Consider the following 15759-nt stretch of genomic DNA (forward strand, 5'->3'; position numbering starts at 1 on the left):
ATGTGCCATTCGTGGCCCATTCCTCCAGAATCTTTGACCACGGATTACACGAACTGACACGGATCACAGAGAGCAACCCCTTGCATTTATCCGTGCTGCTCGTGAAATCCGTGGTTCAACATCCTTTACGTTATTCCTTCCTATCACATGAAAACCGACAAGATGCTTTACCGATCCCAGTCGGAGTCGATCATTGGAGCGGCGATGCAGGTGCTGAACACCTTGAAACCGGGCCTGAACGAAAAAGCCTATGAAAACGCGATGGTCATCGAGCTGAAGAAACGAGGCCACCACATTGAACAGCAGCGACGGTTTGATGTGTTCTATGATGACCAGTGGGTGGACACTCTCGTTCCTGACCTGCTAGTGGACGGTCTCATCGCAGTTGATCCAAAGGTCGTTACCGACTTCAACGACACTCACGTCGCCCAGATGATGGGTTACCTTGCCATCACAGGCTTTCGACTTGCTCTACTCATCAACTTCAAATACGCTGACCTTCGCTGGAAGCGTGTCATCTCCTGATTGAAGCATGAATCTCTCGTTTATCTGAGTTTTGGACCACGGATCACACGGATCACACGGATTAACACGGATAATGGGGAGCAAACTTTTGCTTTGATCCGTGCTGCTCGTGAAATCCGTGGTTCCACATTCTTTGAACCAGCATTTCCAACCACGGATTACACGAATTAACACGGATGCCGGAGGCTGATGGTGACGGCTCAATGCTTTGATCCGGAGTGCCAAATTCCGGCTGCTGCGGTGCCATGGGCGAAATTCTGACGTGGACCGGACGAGCCGGATGTCTATGGTCCGATGAACTGCAGGCGGGACGCCTGTGCTACGATTGCATGAACTCACTGACTCTCACTGCTGCCAGGACTTTTGAATGGACGACTCTGCCGGAGGCTGCGGAGCCGGGGGCGGGAGAGGCGCTGGTGGGGATAAGGGCGATTGGGATCTGTGGGACGGATTTCAGCGGGTATCTGGGGAAGATGCCGTTCATTGAGTTTCCGCGCATCCTGGGACATGAGCTGGGGGTGGAGGTGCTGGCGGTGGGCGATGGGGTGACGCACTTGAAGGTGGGAGATCGGTGCTCGGTGGAGCCGTATCTGAACTGCGGGACGTGTCATGCGTGCAAGCGTGGCTGCACGAACTGCTGCGAGACGCTGCAGGTGCTGGGGGTGCATTGCGATGGCGGGATGCGGGAGCGGATGGTGCTGCCGGCGCACAAGCTGCATGCGTGCAACGCGCTGGGCTTTGAGCAACTGGCGCTGGTGGAGACGCTGGCGATCGGCTGCCATGCGGTGAACCGGGCGCAGGTGGCGGCGGGTGATGAGGTGCTGATCATTGGCGCGGGGCCGATCGGGCTGACGGTGCTGGAGTTTGCACGGGCGGCGGGCGCGGCGATCACCGTGCTGGAGCTGAATGCGGCGCGGCGGGAGTTTGTGATGACGAACTACGCGGGTGTGCGGGTGGTGGAGGGGCTGGCGGATGAGGGGGCGTTTCAGGTGGTGTTTGATGCGACGGGGCATGCGGGGTCGATGGCGGGGGCGCTGAGGTACGCGCGGTTTACCGGGAGGATCGTGTATGTGGGGATCACGAAGGAGCCGGTGGCGATTGATGATCCGCTGTTTCACCGGAGGGAGCTGACGCTTCTGGCGAGCCGGAATGCGGTGGCGGCGGATTTCCCGAGGATTCTGGGGATGATTCAGGAAGGGGTGATTGATACAAGGCCGTGGATCAGCCACCGGTGTGTGTTTGCGGAACTGCCGGGGAAGATGGAGGAGTGGCTGAAGCCGGAGGCGAGGGTGATTAAGGCCGTCGTTTCACTCCGGAATGACGAATGAGTAAATCCGAATGTCGAAATAATGACGAGGCTCGAATGTCGAAGGGTGCGCCATCGAATGTCTTGGTTCGTCATTTGGCATTCGGGCTTATTTAGTCATTCGGATTTACTCATTCGTCATTTGCTCCAAGCTCTCTACCATTCGTCCGGCCCTGTTTATCAATCCAACTTCCCTTCCCTCCAACCATGCCTACTCTTACTGTTCAGCCACGCGCGCGTCTTTTTCACGGTCACCTTTGGGTTTATGCGACGGAGATTCAGAAGCGGTTTGGGGATCCGAAGCCGGGGGATGTGGTGCATCTGCAGGATGTGAGGGGGAAGCCGCTGGGGAGTGCGATCTATAATCCGCAGTCGCAGATTTCGGCGCGGTTGTTTTCGTACCGGCGGCAGGACCTGGACCTGGACTTTTTCACGCGGCGGATTCAGCGGGCGGTGAAGGTGCGCGAGGAGTCGGGGGTGGACCTGAATCTGTGCCGCATGGTGTGGAGCGAGTCTGACGGGCTGCCGGGGGTGATCGTGGATCGCTACGGGGACTTTCTGGTGCTGCAGACGCTGACGCTGGCGATGGATCAGCGCAAGGAACTGATCGTGCAGGCGCTGAATGATGTGCTGAAGCCGCGCGGCATCGTGGAGCGCAATGAGGTGGCGGTGCGCAAGGCGGAGGGGATGGAACTGATCAAGGGTGTCATTAGCGGGGAGTCGCCGGAACCGTTTGTGGTGCGGTATCAGGGCAGCGCATTTCATGCGGACCTCATCGAGGGGCAGAAGACAGGGCTGTATCTGGACCAACTGGACAACTACCAGCAGGTGTCGCGGCTGGCGAAGGGGCGTCGGGTGCTGGACTGCTTTTCGAATCAGGGCGGGTTTGCCCAGGCCTGTGCGCTGGCGGGTGCGAGCGAGGTGACGGCGGTGGACATCAGCGAACCGGCGACGGAGGTGGCGAAGAAGAATGCGGCGATCGCGGGTGCGAAGATCGAGTGCATCGCGGAGAACTGCTTTGATTTCCTGAAGCGGAGCGAGGCGGCGGGGGCGAAGTATGATCTGATCATCCTGGATCCGCCGTCGTTCACGAAGACGAAGAGCTCGGTGCGGGATGCGCTGCGGGGCTACAAGGAGATCCACCTGCGGGCGATGAAGATGCTGGAGCCGGGCGGGATCTTTGCCACCTTCACCTGCTCCCACCACGTAAGTGCCCAAGAATTTCACAGCAGCATCACGGACGCGGCGGTGGACGCGAAGAAGACGCTGAGGCGGGTGACGACGTACACGCAGCGGCCGGATCATCCGATTCTGGCGACGATTCCGGAGACGGAGTATTTGAGAGGGTATGCGTATGAGGTGGTGGCGAGCTGGTGATGTGTGGTATGATTGAGTGACTTCAGCAGGGCTTCGCCATGAGTCAAAAAAAGCAGCCTCGATATTCATCGGACAAACCGATTTCCAAATTACCTGAAGACAAACTCGGTCGAAGCTCGTTTGCGACACGTTTAGCAAATGACATTGCTGCTTGGGGCGGTGATAGTTCTTTGGTTATTGGTCTCTACGGCGATTGGGGAGTTGGAAAAACATCATTAAAAAATCTTGTTCTCGCATCACTGAAAAAGCGGCGGAGCAAAATACCGATTCTGGAGTTCAATCCGTGGCAACTATCAGGTTCAGGCGGCACCACAGAGTTTTTTCTCAATGAACTCAAAATCAAATTAGCGTCTAAGGCAGTTTCGAGCGAACAAGAAACGGCCGAAGTGAGAAAGCGTCTCACAAGATATTCTAAACGACTCTCTTTTGGAAGCGTTGTGGGACGAATGTTTAGCCCTCTTTTTATAGCTCTCGGGCAGCCTGAGGCAGCCGTTGCGTCGGCAGCCGCCGCCGAAGCGCTAAGCCATGCATCTGATGTAACAAAGGCTGGCGCAGACACATTGGATGAGCGCGAAAATGCGGACGATTCATCCCTATTCGAATTGAAGAAGTCACTGGATGCATCATTGCGAAATATGAAGCGTCCTTTGCTTGTCGTAATCGATGATATCGACCGCCTGACAACCCGTGAAATACTCGACATATTTCAGCTCGTCAAAGTTAACGCAGACTTCCCAAAAGTTATATACCTGATGCTGTTCGAGAGGAATATTGTTGCAACAGCATTAGACTCTGTATCGGACGGTCGTGGAGTTGAATTCCTTGAAAAGATCATTCAGGTTGGTTACCACATTCCAAAGGCTTCTAGAGCATCAATTCAAAAAGTTCTCTTTGAAGGACTCGATGAAATTTTGGCCAGACCAGGAGTCCTTAGGCGCTGGAACACCGACAGATGGTCCCGAATTTACCTTGATGCACTACAGGGTTTTTTTCGCAACCTTAGACATATATACCGTTTCTTATCCTCGTTCGATTTTCATGTGCGCCAATTTCAACATCGTGATCATTTCGAAGTAAACCCTATCGACCTTATTGCACTCGAAACACTGAGAGTCTTCGAACCAAATGTTTTTGAAAAACTTGCCGCGCTAAAAACAATCTTAACACGAGACACCGGAAAGTCGCTTTTTGGGGAGATTAAACAAGACGACATTGAAACGTCCATCAATGAACTAATTAAACTAAGTTCACAAAACCATGTAAACTCACTTCGACGCATAATTCTATCCATTTTTCCATCAACTAGCAGCACCTATTCTGGTAATGACGGAGTAAGCAGCGAAGATTCGCAGAAATGGCTGCGGGAGGCGAGAGCATGTCACCCAAATATGTTTGATAGATATTTCACTCTCGCAGTTGGCGAGGGTGAGTTTGCCCAAACTGAGTTGGACCAATTAATAGATGAATCGGGAGATCATGCAAAATTCTCGAAACGAATTACTGCATTGCATGCGAGAGGATTACTTAATCTTGCCTTTGAGCATTTGGATGCCTGCAAAGAAGATATCCCTTTGGAGAACATGGAACCGCTGACCCGTGCGCTGTCTGATCTAAGTGATTTATTCCCACCTAGAAGCACCAGCATGTTTGAGACGGAAGCGAAGATGATGGCGGCGAGACTCATTCATTGCGGCCTTCGCCGCGAAAAAAATGAGCAGGAGCGCCTCAGGATTTTGGTCAGCGCTTTCAAAAAATCCACAGGATCACTTTTGCCTACATTTGTGACTTTGCTGCAAACACGCCGACAAAAAAATGTCGAGCAGGGTCAAGAATATTTAATCAGCGAGAGTGACTGCGGCACTTTGCGTGATATCTGTGCTCAGAAAATCTCACTGGCTGCAGCAAGTGATCAAATAATAACGCACCCCCAAGCGAACTTACTGCTTCAATGTTGGAAGGATTGGGACACATCGAAGGCAAAGTCTTGGATCAAACAAAAATCACAATCCAGCAAAGGAGCGCTTTGGCTACTAAGCGTACTACTTCTTGAAATTCATTCTCACGGATCAAAAGTCACTATCCGATATTTTATTAAACTTAGTAATATCGAACAATTCGTTGAAGTTGATGCCCTGAAATGCCAGCTCGAGCATGTAGATTTGGAAAAACTAACAGAAAGAGAACGAATAGCAGTAAACGCGTTTGATGCCGCTCTTAGACGTCGCTCAGAGGGAAAGCCGGAATCGGATGGTTTTGATCAAGATTGGGATTTTTAGACTACTTGGAGCCGCATTCTTCCAGTGAATCTTGTTTGGAGAGTTTATCCAAAGGTTGAAAATCCAATCTTTGGTATTGACTCTTGGGCCAAGATGGGTTGAAATTTCAACCTATGAAGAAAATTACCCAATTAAGCCGCCGTGAGCGGGAGGTGATGGACCTGGTGTTTGCGCAGGGGGAGGCGACGCTGTCGCAAATTCTTGAGGGGATGGAGAAGGCGCCGACGCGGGCGGCGCTGAGGTCGATCCTGACGATCCTGGAGGGGAAAGGACAGCTCAAACACCGGCAGGAGGGGCGGGAGTTCATCTACCAGCCGGTGCATTCGCGGGAGGAGGTGGGGCAGAGCACGCTGAGCCGGGTGATCGGGACGTTTTTTGGGGGATCGCTGACGCAGGCTCTGTCGGCGTACCTGAGCGCGCCGGGGACGAAGCTGAGCGAGGAGGAGGTGATGGAGCTGAGGGGGTTCCTTGAGCAGGCGAAGACGGGTAACGGCGGCAAGAAGACCTGATTTTACACCGCAGAGATTGGAAAAACGCAGAGGCTCTGAAATCAAAATCTCTGCGTGTTTTCAATCTCTGCGGTGTGTCGATTTTTTCTCAACTTCCCAACTGGAGCGCAGGCATCTCATGAGCACCGAACCTATGGCACCGCAGAGATTGGAAGACCGCAGAGCCGAGCCTTCAGATTCGAGGTTCTTTGGTGTTTGAATTTTTTCAGTGATTTCATCAACAACGCACACGCACGCAGATTATGAACTTGGAAACTCTTCTTTCTTTCACTCCTGGCTGGCTGCTGGATGTGGGGCTGCAAATGACGGCACTGCTGGCGCTGGCGGGAGGGGTGGTGGTGTGTGTGCGGGGGATGGCGGCGGCGAAGCGGCATTTCATTCTGGCGTCTGCACTGATGCTGATCCCGGTGGTGATGGGGTGCAGCTTTATCGCGCCGGTGTGGCGGATTTCTTGGGAGGCGGGGCGTGAGGCGATGACTGCGGAGGAGGTGGCGAAGAAGGAGATCGCGGAAGGGCGGGATCCGTTTGCGCCGAGGCTGGCGGCAACCGTGACGCTGAAGGCGAGCGTGCTGGATGAGGTGGCAGTATCGCCGCTGTGGGCGGTGCTGTGGCTGGGGGGCGTGGCGGCTGGCGCGGTGGTGCTGGGGGGATCGGCCTGGGCGCTGCGGCGGCTGAGGAGGGAATCCCACATGGTGGTAGATGCTGGCATGCGGCGCTGTTTTGCGGAGGAGGCGGGGGCTTTGAACCTGGAGCTGCCGGTGGCGTGCCTGCGGATGAGTGCTGCGTGTGCGGTGCCGATGACGTGGGGGATTTCCCAGAAAACGGTGCTGCTGCCGGTGGAGGCGGCGGGGTGGGAGGAGAAGCGGCTGCGGCTGGTGCTGCGGCATGAGCTGGCGCACATCGCGCGGGGGGATGTGCTGGTCACGCTGCTGACGACGGTGTGTGCGCTGCTGCTGTGGCCGCACCCGCTGGTGTGGGCGGTGCTGCGGGCGTGCGGACGTGCGCGGGAGCAGGCGTGCGATGATGTGGCGCTGGAGCGCAGCGGCGGGAATGCGGATGATTTTGCGAAGGAACTGCTGGAGGCGGTGGCGGGACTGGGGTGCACGGGGCGGCCGTGGCTGCCGCTGGCGCTGGCGATGTCTGTGTCTGCCAACGCGAGGGCGCTGCGTGGGCGGCTGGCGAGTCTGGTGCAGGCAGGCAGAGGGCGCGGCGGGTATTCTTTGATGCAGAAGCTGGTGCTGATGCTGCCGGCGATGGCGGGGGCGTTTGTGCTGGCGGGGCTGACGGCGTGCCGGAAGGCGGAGCCTGAGGTGCCGAAGCAGATCCTGGTGAGGAGCCGGTTTGTGAGCATCCCGAAGGATTCGCCGGTGCTGGCGGAGGCGGGGCTGACGCTGGACGGGAGCAACGAAGGGATGCAGAACCTGGGGATCCGCACGATGGAGCAGACACAGGAGCTGCTGCGCAAGGTGAGCCAGCAGAAGGGGGTGGAGCTGATGAGCACGCCCTCCGTGACGACGAAGAGCGGTGCGAGGGCGACGGTGGAGGTGATGCGGGAGTTCATCTATCCGACGGAGTTTGACCCGCCGAGGCCGGCGACGGAGGGCAAGCCGCTGATCCCGACGACGCCGACGGTCTTTCAGATGAAACCGGTGGGGGTGCGGATGGATGTGACGCCCACGCTGCTGGAGGATGGGAACATCGCGCTGGAAGCGACGCCGGAGGCGACGAGCTTTGAGGGGTACCTGGAGTACGGCAAGCCGATCACGCAGGGGGACAAGGTGGTGTCTGAGAACAAGATCCAGCAGCCGATTTTTCACACGATGAAGACGACGGCGAGCTTTGTGATGAAGCCGGGGCAGAGCGTGGTGTTTGGCGGGCTGGGAGGGCCGGATGCGACGCCGCTGACGAGCCGGATGCCGAAGACGAAGGACCTGGTGTTTTTCATCATCGAGGCGAGCGTGGTGGATGCGGCCGAGAAGGCTGCGATGGAACGCAGCAAGCCGGAGCCTGCGGTGTCTGTCTTTGGGCCGGTGAAACGGCAGGGGCGTTATCTATTTAAAAAAGGCATGACGGTGCGGGATTTGCTGGAGCAAGCGCAGGGGCTGAGTGAGCGCGCGGATGGGAAGTGGGCGGAACTTCGCCGGGGGAATCAGGGGGTGATGATCGACCTGGAAAAGGACGGAGGCAAGGCGCTGGAGGCGGAGGATGCGGTGACGGTGAAGGAGAAATGAGGGGGGCGGGAGAGATGGTAATGCGCGGAGTGATGGGTGATCGCGGGGGCTGCGGGCTGGACGGACGCAGGCAGGTTGATCCTTCGATGTGGAGGGGCGCTGTGAGGAGAGCGGAGGTGCGTGCTTTTACGGAGTGCTGCGGAATGAATTCCGCGCTCCAGTGGGTTTTGTGGATGCGGATTGCCAGTGGTGATGGCGGGGGCGCTGGCCGACAGACATGAGTGTCTGTCGTACTGCCGGAGAGCGGTGAGAGATGTGGAGCGGCGCGTGATGGCGGAGCAGAGTCGGCGGATTGAGGACAAGCAGCCCTACCAGCGCTGGATGCTGGCGAGTCGGCTGCTGTCTCAATGAGTGTCTGGAAGATCTGGCGTGGCTGCCGAGCCTGAGCTGAAGCTCTGGAGTGCTTTTTTTAATCCGCGAGGAGCTTGTTAAGCGTGTAATAGGCCATGCGGTGCCAGAGCGGGGTGCCGTCTTTGGATTTGAGCTGGGGGAGCTGGAACTCGTGGACGTAGCCGGGGCGAAGGGTGGTGGGGCACTGGACTTCGAGGGTGAGGCCGTCAGGGCTGAGCTGAGCGGAGTCGATTTTGAGGGGCTGGGTGTCGAGCTCGTCGCCGCCGTATTTGCTCTGGAAGGGGTAGGTGTAGCTGGTGCCGGTGAGGGTGGTGAGGGAGGCGGGGTCCACGGGGAGGGTGAAGGTGAAGCGGAAGCCGGTTTTGGTGAGTTCCATCTTCTGCACTTCGAGCGGGGTCTTGTGAGTCCAGACGATGCGCTGGAGGCCGAAGGGGCGGTTGCCTTTGCTGTTCCAGCCGCGGTTTGACTGACCGACGATGAGGGAGCCGTCCTGGAGGAAATTGAGGGCTAGGGCGGCGCACTGGAGGCCATCGATGAAGGGGAAGCAGGCGCCCTGGTATTCGCCGCCGACTTTTTCGAGGAAGACGCGGTTCACACCGCTGAGGACGAATTCGCCGAGGAAGAGCTGCTTTTCGAAGGGGCCGAATTTGCCAGGGCTGAGATCGCAGGCGATGCCGGTGCCGCTCTGGCCCATCTTGACATACGGGAGCCAGACGGCGGGCGGGGTGTAGCCCTGGACGGTCTTGATGGCTTCGGCGACGGTGATGCCGTCGGGCTGCTTGGGCGCGATCTTGACGGGAGACTCGGGACGCATGGCGTCGGGGATGGAGTCTGCGTGGGAGAAGTAGGCGCCTTTGCGGGCATGCATCAGGGGCGTGGTGGGCATCCAGTTGCCCTGCTGATCGGTGATGAAGATGTCGCCTTCGGCATTCTGGCCGATGCCGCAGGGGCTGCGGAATCCGGCGCAGAAGGGTTCGAGCTTGCCGTCCTTGGTCGTGCGCACGACCCAGCCGCGCCAGAGGGGGTGCTTTTCTTCATCGCCCGCGCCTTTCCAGGCCTTGCCCATGCTGCAATTGAGCGAGGTGTAGAGGTTTCCCTCCTTGTCGAAGACGGGGCCGTAGGCGTACTCGTGGTAGGCGCCGGAGACGCCCCAGCCGGTGGAGGCGCAGAGGTATTCGTCGGCTTTGCCGTCGCCATCGATATCGCGGAGTTTGGTGACTTCGGCGCGCTGGGTGGCATAAAGTGCTCCATCATGCCATGCGAGGCCGAGGATTTCGTGGAGGCCGGTGGCGAAGAGTTTGAAGCCGGGCCTGGCGGTGTCGGAGGAATTTTGGGCGATCCAGACTTCGCCTTTGCGGAGGCCGACGGCGAGTTTGCCATCGGGGAGGACGGCGATGCCGCTGGCTTCGAAATTGACGTTTTTGGGGAGTTCGTAGGTCTCGGTGCGGTAGTAGGCGGACTGGTCCTGGGCGAGCAACGACGTCGCCAGCAGCATGAACATGAATTGTTTTACCATGACAAAACCTCCTTCGTTTCCTTGCCGTTGCTGATGATGATGTGTTCGAAGCCGCCTTTGACGGGGCGGAGGGTGTCTTCGATTTGCTGGCCGTTTTCGAGATAGCGGAAGGTGGGGATGCCGTCTTTGCCGAGGGTGTAGCCGCTGAAGGTGCGCTCGCTGGCAGATACTGGCATTGGCTTTATGTCGGTGCCGAGGGGTTTGATGGGGGGCATGGAGCGGTCCTGATAGTTGCTCATGGCATCGAGGAAGCGGCCTTTCCAGAGGATGGCCCAGCGGCTGGTCTTGGCATCGAAGGCGGCATTGAGGCCGCCGGGGAAACCGACGCCGATGGCGTGGGTGCCGACGCCTTCGATGAAGCTGCGGAAGATGATGACGCGCTTTTCGGCAGTGGGCTTCAATTCGAAATCGGCGGAGGACATGAGGCCTTCGGGGAGCGGCTGGCCTTCGATCTCGCGGAGGTAAGTCCAGATGCTTTCGATGTCCTTGTCGGCGTTTTTGCGGCCAATGAACATGGGGGGCATGACGGTGCCAGGCTGGGTGACCTGGGGATTGAGGAGGAGTTCTTTGAAGTACTCGGGCTGCAGGCGCTCCGCCGTATGTGTGAGGCGGATGACGGGCGGGCCGAGGGATTTGCGATCCTTCAGGCCATGGCATGAGACGCAGGCGAGGCCTTTGGCTCCGAGAAGCTGGCGGCCGAGCTCGGCTCGGTGGTGTTTGGCGAGGCCGCTGACATCAATCTGGAATGGTTTTTCCAGGGCATCGGCTTCATTGAGCCAAGAGATGAGCATCTCGGTTTGCTCACGGCCAAAGCTGGGCATGCGGGTGTCCATGTAGGGGCGCACGCTGCCATCCTGGCCCCAGAGGATTTTTCCAAACCAGCCGTGCGTGAGCTTGCGGCCGACCTTGTCGAGATTGGGCGGGAGATTGCCGAGCTGGCCGAGTGATTCTGCGGTGGAGTCGTTGACGCCGAAGTATTGGGCACGGGGATCTTCGGGGCCGCCCTTGCCATCGCGGTCGTGGCAGGCGTAGCAGTTGAGGCGGGTGAGCTGCCAGTCCACTTTTTCCTGCGCGGTGAGTTTGGGGGCGTCTTCTTTTTGGATGAGAGCCAGTGCGAGTTTGATGGCGCGCTTTTCGAGGGCGTTGAGATCGAAGCGCGGGGTGCCGGAGGGTTGTTTTTCGGCGAGGCAGCCTTGGTCTTGGGCGAGGTCTTTAAGGGGCTTTTTCATCTCAGCCAGCTGATTTCGACTGGTGCTGAAAAGTGGCGAAACTATTGGGATATCACCCAGCACAGGAACATTCGCCTGACCTCCTGAACCCATCTTATGACATGCCACGCAGTTCATCGTTCGGAAAAGCTCACGGCCTTTCTCAATGCCCTGCTTGGGAGTCTTGAGCGCGGCGCGGGCGGTAGCTTTTTCGGCGACGCGGCCGACGTGGAGGTAGGCGGCGATGTCGGAGGCTTGCTGGGCGGAGAGGCGCATGTCTGGCATGCGGCCCGAGGGACGAACGGAGAGCGGATCGTGGAGGAAATGGGAGAGGGCGTTGAAGTCGTAGGCGTCTGCGAGGGCGATGGGCACGGAGGCATTGCCGGGCTTTTCGACTTCGGCATCTGCAGCGACCTTTGGCGGCCGCACGTCTTTGGCCGGCTCGTGGCAGGCGACGCAGCCGACTTTGTGATATAGGTCCTTGCCGCGCTCGACATCGCCAGCGGGGACTTTGGGCTGGGGCTGTTTCAGGCTGCTGAGGTATTCGACGAGGGCCTCGACTTTTTCGTCATCGCCTTCTGCTCCTGCGAACAAGCCGGGCATCTGCGTGCCCTTCTTGCGGTTTTGCGGACTGCGGATCATGAGCCAGAGGGTGTCTGGATCGAGACGAGAGCCCACGGCAGTGAGGTCCGGGCCGGGCTTGGGCTTGAGGCGCTCTTCCCATGACTTCGGCACGGCATGGCAGGTGGTGCAGTTCAGCTCTGCGAGGAGGAGCAGGCCGCCATTCACCAGTGATTCGTCGGGGTCTTCGGGAATGTGGAACTGATCGAAGGTGTAGACGAAGGCGTGGTTGATGGGCTCGGCCTGGAGAGGATGCGCCTGGAGATGGCCGCAAAAAAACGCAGAGGCCGCAAAAAGGGTCCAGAGTTTTGATGAATTCATTTTTGCGTTTACTTTGCGTCGCTTTGCGGGCGTTCAGATCCGATTTAGATGCCCATCTTGGCGCGCTCGGTGTCGAGGGCTTTGATCCAGGGGGCGATGAAGTGGCCGGAGTCGTGGTAGGTGCGGCCGGAGTACATGTGCTGGTCGATGACGCAGGGTTCGTTCACGTAGATGCCGCCGCAGATTTCGAGGTCGAACTTGCACTTGGCGACGGTGGCCATGCGAAGGCCTTTGACGATGTCCGCACGGGCGGGGATTTCGACGCCGTGGCAGACGCTGGCGCAGGGCTTTTTCTGCTCCCAGAACCATTTGGTGATGCGGAGGAGATCGACATCTTCGCGGATGTACTCGGGGGCGCGGCCGCCGCTGAAGAAGATGCCGACGTATTCTTCGGGATTGATGTCCTTGAAGGCGATGTCGGCGTCGATGCTGTAGCCTTCCCATTCCTTGGTGATGGTCCAGCCGGGCTTGATTTCATGCAGCACCATCTGGTATTTCCGTTTTTCCGGCGCGGCTACGACGGGGGTGTAGCCGCCTTCGATGAGGCGGTAGAAGGGATAGAGGGTATCAACGGTTTCGGTGGCGTCGCCGACGATGATGAGGACTTTGGCTTGGGACATATTATTTATGATTTACGATTTTTGATTTATGATTTTGGGTGGTGAGGACTTAAAAAACGCTGGGCGATTTGTAATCACAGTTCACAATCGAGGCGAAGCCAAATCATAAATCGTAAATCACAAATCATAAATGCTGAGGCGTCAGCTGAGAAGACCGTCGAGATGCTGTTTGGCGCGAACGATTTCGGCGGTGGTCTCTGCAGCCGTGGGGAGGATGGGGATGCCGCGGGGGGTGGGGTGCATGAAGATTTCGGTGGGGCCGGTGAACTTGATGGCTTTGAGGGCTTGCAGCAGGGGTTTCCAGTCGAGCTTGCCGCGACCGGGCATCTGCTGGAGTTCGTCTTCCTTGGGCATGGCCTTGAAGCAGCCCTGGCCAAACTCCCAGGCGTAGAAGAGCGTCATCTTTTGGTCGATGTGCCTGATGAGGTCTGACAGCAGCTTTTCCTCCTGCGGCAAGTGGTATGGAGCCAAGGCGATGCCGATGCCGGGGATGGCGCGGACTTCATCGGCGAGCCAGCGAAGGGAGTCGGGGGTGTCGATGAGGTTGTTGACGTGGTTTTCGATGCCGAGGGTGAGGCCGTTTTCGGCGGCGAGTGCGGCTTGAGGTTTCATCTTTTCCACGAAGGCTTTGACATTCAGCTTGAGCTGTTCAGGCGAGACCTTGTAGTCCCCTGCCCCGCCGGTGACGATGAAGGTGCCGCCGAGTTTTTTCACGATGCCGATCTCTTCGGTGAGGCGGAAGGGCCCGAGATCATAGCGGGTGGTGCCGCCGAAGGTGAGGCCGTGGTCCTTGAGCATGGCGGCGAATTTGTCGTGGCCGATGGTGTCGATCTCTTCGCGCTGAGTGCCGTGTTTTTTGGGCCAGAGCTCGATGCTTGTGGCTCCGGTCTTTTTTACTTCGGGAAGAATCTCGGCCAGAGGAAGGCTGCCATACATGGAGGAGGCGAGCATGTAATTCAGCTTCCACGGCGGCGGCTCTGCGGCGAACGCGGGAGCGGCGGCGACGAGAGCGGAGAGGGATTGCAGGAAGCGACGGCGGCTGGTCATGGGGGAGTAAACGCGGGGAGCGCGGGTTCTTCATTCAGACTTTGAATTCGCGTCTTCAGGTTTTGCGGCGGGTTGGGAAGGCGGCAAGTGGTGTGAAATTCCACCCGCGATAATGGCGCGCAGCTGCGGGCAGGATTGTCCGCGCTACTTCCGGCAGCGTCAGCGCCGTGGGATAGCGGAATCATTGCGAGGCGGAGCTGATTGCAGACGCTGCTGGTGGGCGCATTGTGTGGCGGGGCGGTGGGTTTGCTTCCCTCTTGTTTGCTGCTTACCCAGGGAAGCACTCGCTAAAGCTCGGCCTCCCTGGGCTGAAATCCGCAGCCCCGTCGGGGCTGGCGTGTGGCGGAAAGAAGTGGTGATGAGTGTAGAATCCTAACACGAGAACACGGAGTTCCAGGCGTGCGGTAATCTTGCCCGTGATGAGAGTGCAGAGCTGCGGGCAGGATTGCCCGCGCTACTTTCGGCAGCGCCTATTTATCCTGAACGCGTTCGAGCTGCGCGCCGAGGGCGGCGAGCTTGTCGTCAAGGTGCTCGTAGCCGCGGTCGATATGGTAGAGACGGTTGATCTCGGTTTTGCCTTCGGCGACGAGGCCGGCGAGGACGAGGGCGGCGGAGGCGCGGAGATCGGAGGCCATGACGGGGGCGCCTTTCATGACGCTGCCGCCGCGAATGCGGGCGGTGGCGCCCTGGAGATCGATATTGGCACCCATGCGCTTCATTTCGGCGCAGTGCATGAAGCGCTGCGGGAAGATGGTCTCGGTGATGGTGCTGGTGTCATTGATGACACAGGCGAGGGCGCACATCTGGGCCTGCATGTCGGTGGGGAAACCGGGATAGCAGAGGGTGGTGAGATCAAAGCCTTTGGCGTTTGGATTGGGCTTCACGGTGATGCTGTCCTTGGTGATGTCGATGGGGAAGCCGCATTTGATCATGGCATCGGTGACGGCCTTCATGTGCTCTGGCATGACGCGCTTGAGGGTGACGCCCTCGCCAAGCATGGCACCGGCGACGAGGAAGGTGCCGGCCTCGATGCGGTCTGGGATGACGACGTGCTCTGCGCCGTGGAGTTCTTTGACGCCTTCGATGGTGATGCGGTTGGTGCCTGCGCCTTCGATCTTGGCGCCCATTTTGATGAGGAAGTTGGCAAGGTCCTCGACTTCGGGCTCAGCGGCAGCGCCTTCGATGATGGTGGTGCCTTTGGCGAGGACGGCGGCCATCATGACATTGTCTGTGCCGAGGACGGTGGAGCCGTGCTTGCCCATGAGATTCATGGGGCCGCCTTTGAAGCCTTTCTTGGCGTTCACGAAGATGTCGCCGCCTTCCACGGTGATCTGCGCGCCGAGGGCTTCGAGGCCTTTGAGATGGAGATCAACGGGGCGATCCCCGATGACGCAGCCGCCGGGGAGTGAGACGGTGCATTTTTTCAAACGACCGGTGAGGGGGCCGAGCACGCAGATGGAGGCGCGCATTTTACGGACGAGATCGTAGGGTGCGACGGATTTAATCTTCTCTGCCTTGACGACGACGACGCCGCTGGCGCGCTCGACCTCGGCACCGAGCTCGCCAAGGATGCGGACCATGTAATTGGTGTCGCTGAGATCGGGCACACGGCGGATGGTGCAGGTGTCCTTGGTGAGGAGGGTGGCCGCGAGAATGGGCAGCGAGGAGTTCTTTGAGCCGCTGATGTTGATGCGGCCCTTCAGAGGTGCGCCGCCGTGAACGATGAGTTTTTCCATGTGTGAGTGCTTTGTGCTGCGGAAAGAGGCAGTGGCAAGCCATTCTTCGAAATCCTCGCACAAGAAAGAGTGCTTGAAAAAAGTTCTTGCCGACTCGGATTACATGCGTAATCCG

At 58.4% G+C, this 15759-nt stretch carries 11 protein-coding genes; 6 read left to right on the plus strand and 5 right to left on the minus strand.

All coding sequences use genetic code 11. The features are described from left to right. Positions 1-162 precede the first annotated feature (162 nt). The 6 genes from ACFQDI_RS19475 (at position 163) to ACFQDI_RS19500 (ending at position 8224) form a co-directional block, all read left to right on the plus strand. Positions 163-525, plus strand: coding sequence for a GxxExxY protein (locus ACFQDI_RS19475; protein WP_377169954.1), 363 nt, complete (start codon positions 163-165; stop codon positions 523-525). A gap of 329 nt (positions 526-854) precedes the next feature. Then, the gene (locus ACFQDI_RS19480; protein ID WP_377169956.1) at positions 855-1853 is read left to right on the plus strand and encodes a zinc-binding alcohol dehydrogenase family protein; all 999 of its coding nucleotides are present in this window, start codon (positions 855-857) and stop codon (positions 1851-1853) included. A 185-nt stretch (positions 1854-2038) separates the two neighbouring features. Beyond that, positions 2039-3208, plus strand: a complete 1170-nt coding sequence (locus ACFQDI_RS19485; protein WP_377169959.1) for a class I SAM-dependent rRNA methyltransferase — start codon at positions 2039-2041, stop codon at positions 3206-3208. Positions 3209-3246: 38 nt separating this feature from the next. Continuing rightward, positions 3247-5484 (plus strand): KAP family P-loop NTPase fold protein, encoded by a 2238-nt coding sequence (locus ACFQDI_RS19490; protein WP_377169961.1) that lies wholly within the window; start codon positions 3247-3249, stop codon positions 5482-5484. Between the two features lie 113 nt (positions 5485-5597). Then, positions 5598-5993 (plus strand): BlaI/MecI/CopY family transcriptional regulator, encoded by a 396-nt coding sequence (locus ACFQDI_RS19495; protein WP_377169963.1) that lies wholly within the window; start codon positions 5598-5600, stop codon positions 5991-5993. 242 nt (positions 5994-6235) lie between these two features. After that, entirely contained in the window at positions 6236-8224 is a 1989-nt protein-coding gene (locus ACFQDI_RS19500; RefSeq protein ID WP_377169965.1) for a M56 family metallopeptidase, read from the plus strand. 409 nt (positions 8225-8633) lie between these two features. Here the strand turns inward: ACFQDI_RS19500 and ACFQDI_RS19505 are convergent, their stop codons facing one another. The 5 genes from ACFQDI_RS19505 to murA all read right to left on the minus strand — a co-directional run bounded on the left by ACFQDI_RS19505 (position 8634) and on the right by murA (position 15644). Then, positions 8634-10091, minus strand: a complete 1458-nt coding sequence (locus tag ACFQDI_RS19505; protein WP_377169967.1) for a DUF7133 domain-containing protein — start codon at positions 10089-10091, stop codon at positions 8634-8636. Continuing rightward, positions 10085-12241 (minus strand): c-type cytochrome, encoded by a 2157-nt coding sequence (locus tag ACFQDI_RS19510; RefSeq protein ID WP_377169969.1) that lies wholly within the window; start codon positions 12239-12241, stop codon positions 10085-10087. Before ACFQDI_RS19510 ends, ACFQDI_RS19505 begins: the two co-directional genes overlap by 7 nt. Before the next feature lie 44 nt (positions 12242-12285). Further along, the gene (locus ACFQDI_RS19515; RefSeq protein ID WP_377169971.1) at positions 12286-12861 is read right to left on the minus strand and encodes a DJ-1/PfpI family protein; all 576 of its coding nucleotides are present in this window, start codon (positions 12859-12861) and stop codon (positions 12286-12288) included. Between the two features lie 141 nt (positions 12862-13002). Then, complete coding sequence (locus ACFQDI_RS19520) at positions 13003-13908, minus strand: sugar phosphate isomerase/epimerase family protein (protein ID WP_377169973.1); 906 nt, start codon at positions 13906-13908, stop codon at positions 13003-13005. Between the two features lie 470 nt (positions 13909-14378). Beyond that, positions 14379-15644: a UDP-N-acetylglucosamine 1-carboxyvinyltransferase gene (gene murA, locus ACFQDI_RS19525; RefSeq protein ID WP_377169975.1), complete on the minus strand. Its 1266-nt coding sequence runs from the start codon at positions 15642-15644 to the stop codon at positions 14379-14381. Positions 15645-15759: the final 115 nt, after the last annotated feature.

The organism is Prosthecobacter fluviatilis (genome assembly GCF_042655725.1).
Classification (GTDB): domain Bacteria; phylum Verrucomicrobiota; class Verrucomicrobiia; order Verrucomicrobiales; family Verrucomicrobiaceae; genus Prosthecobacter; species Prosthecobacter fluviatilis.

Bases quoted from the DNA above. Each gene is read 5' to 3' on its own strand.
- ACFQDI_RS19505 (WP_377169967.1), bottom strand. From the start codon at position 10,091: ATGGTAAAACAATTCATGTTCATGCTGCTGGCGACGTCGTTGCTCGCC.
- murA (WP_377169975.1), bottom strand. From the start codon at position 15,644: ATGGAAAAACTCATCGTTCACGGCGGCGCACCTCTGAAGGGCCGCATC.
- ACFQDI_RS19490 (WP_377169961.1), top strand. From the start codon at position 3,247: ATGAGTCAAAAAAAGCAGCCTCGATATTCATCGGACAAACCGATTTCC.
- ACFQDI_RS19520 (WP_377169973.1), bottom strand. From the start codon at position 13,908: ATGACCAGCCGCCGTCGCTTCCTGCAATCCCTCTCCGCTCTCGTCGCC.
- ACFQDI_RS19500 (WP_377169965.1), top strand. From the start codon at position 6,236: ATGAACTTGGAAACTCTTCTTTCTTTCACTCCTGGCTGGCTGCTGGAT.
- ACFQDI_RS19475 (WP_377169954.1), top strand. From the start codon at position 163: ATGCTTTACCGATCCCAGTCGGAGTCGATCATTGGAGCGGCGATGCAG.
- ACFQDI_RS19510 (WP_377169969.1), bottom strand. From the start codon at position 12,241: ATGAATTCATCAAAACTCTGGACCCTTTTTGCGGCCTCTGCGTTTTTT.
- ACFQDI_RS19495 (WP_377169963.1), top strand. From the start codon at position 5,598: ATGAAGAAAATTACCCAATTAAGCCGCCGTGAGCGGGAGGTGATGGAC.
- ACFQDI_RS19485 (WP_377169959.1), top strand. From the start codon at position 2,039: ATGCCTACTCTTACTGTTCAGCCACGCGCGCGTCTTTTTCACGGTCAC.
- ACFQDI_RS19480 (WP_377169956.1), top strand. From the start codon at position 855: ATGAACTCACTGACTCTCACTGCTGCCAGGACTTTTGAATGGACGACT.
- ACFQDI_RS19515 (WP_377169971.1), bottom strand. From the start codon at position 12,861: ATGTCCCAAGCCAAAGTCCTCATCATCGTCGGCGACGCCACCGAAACC.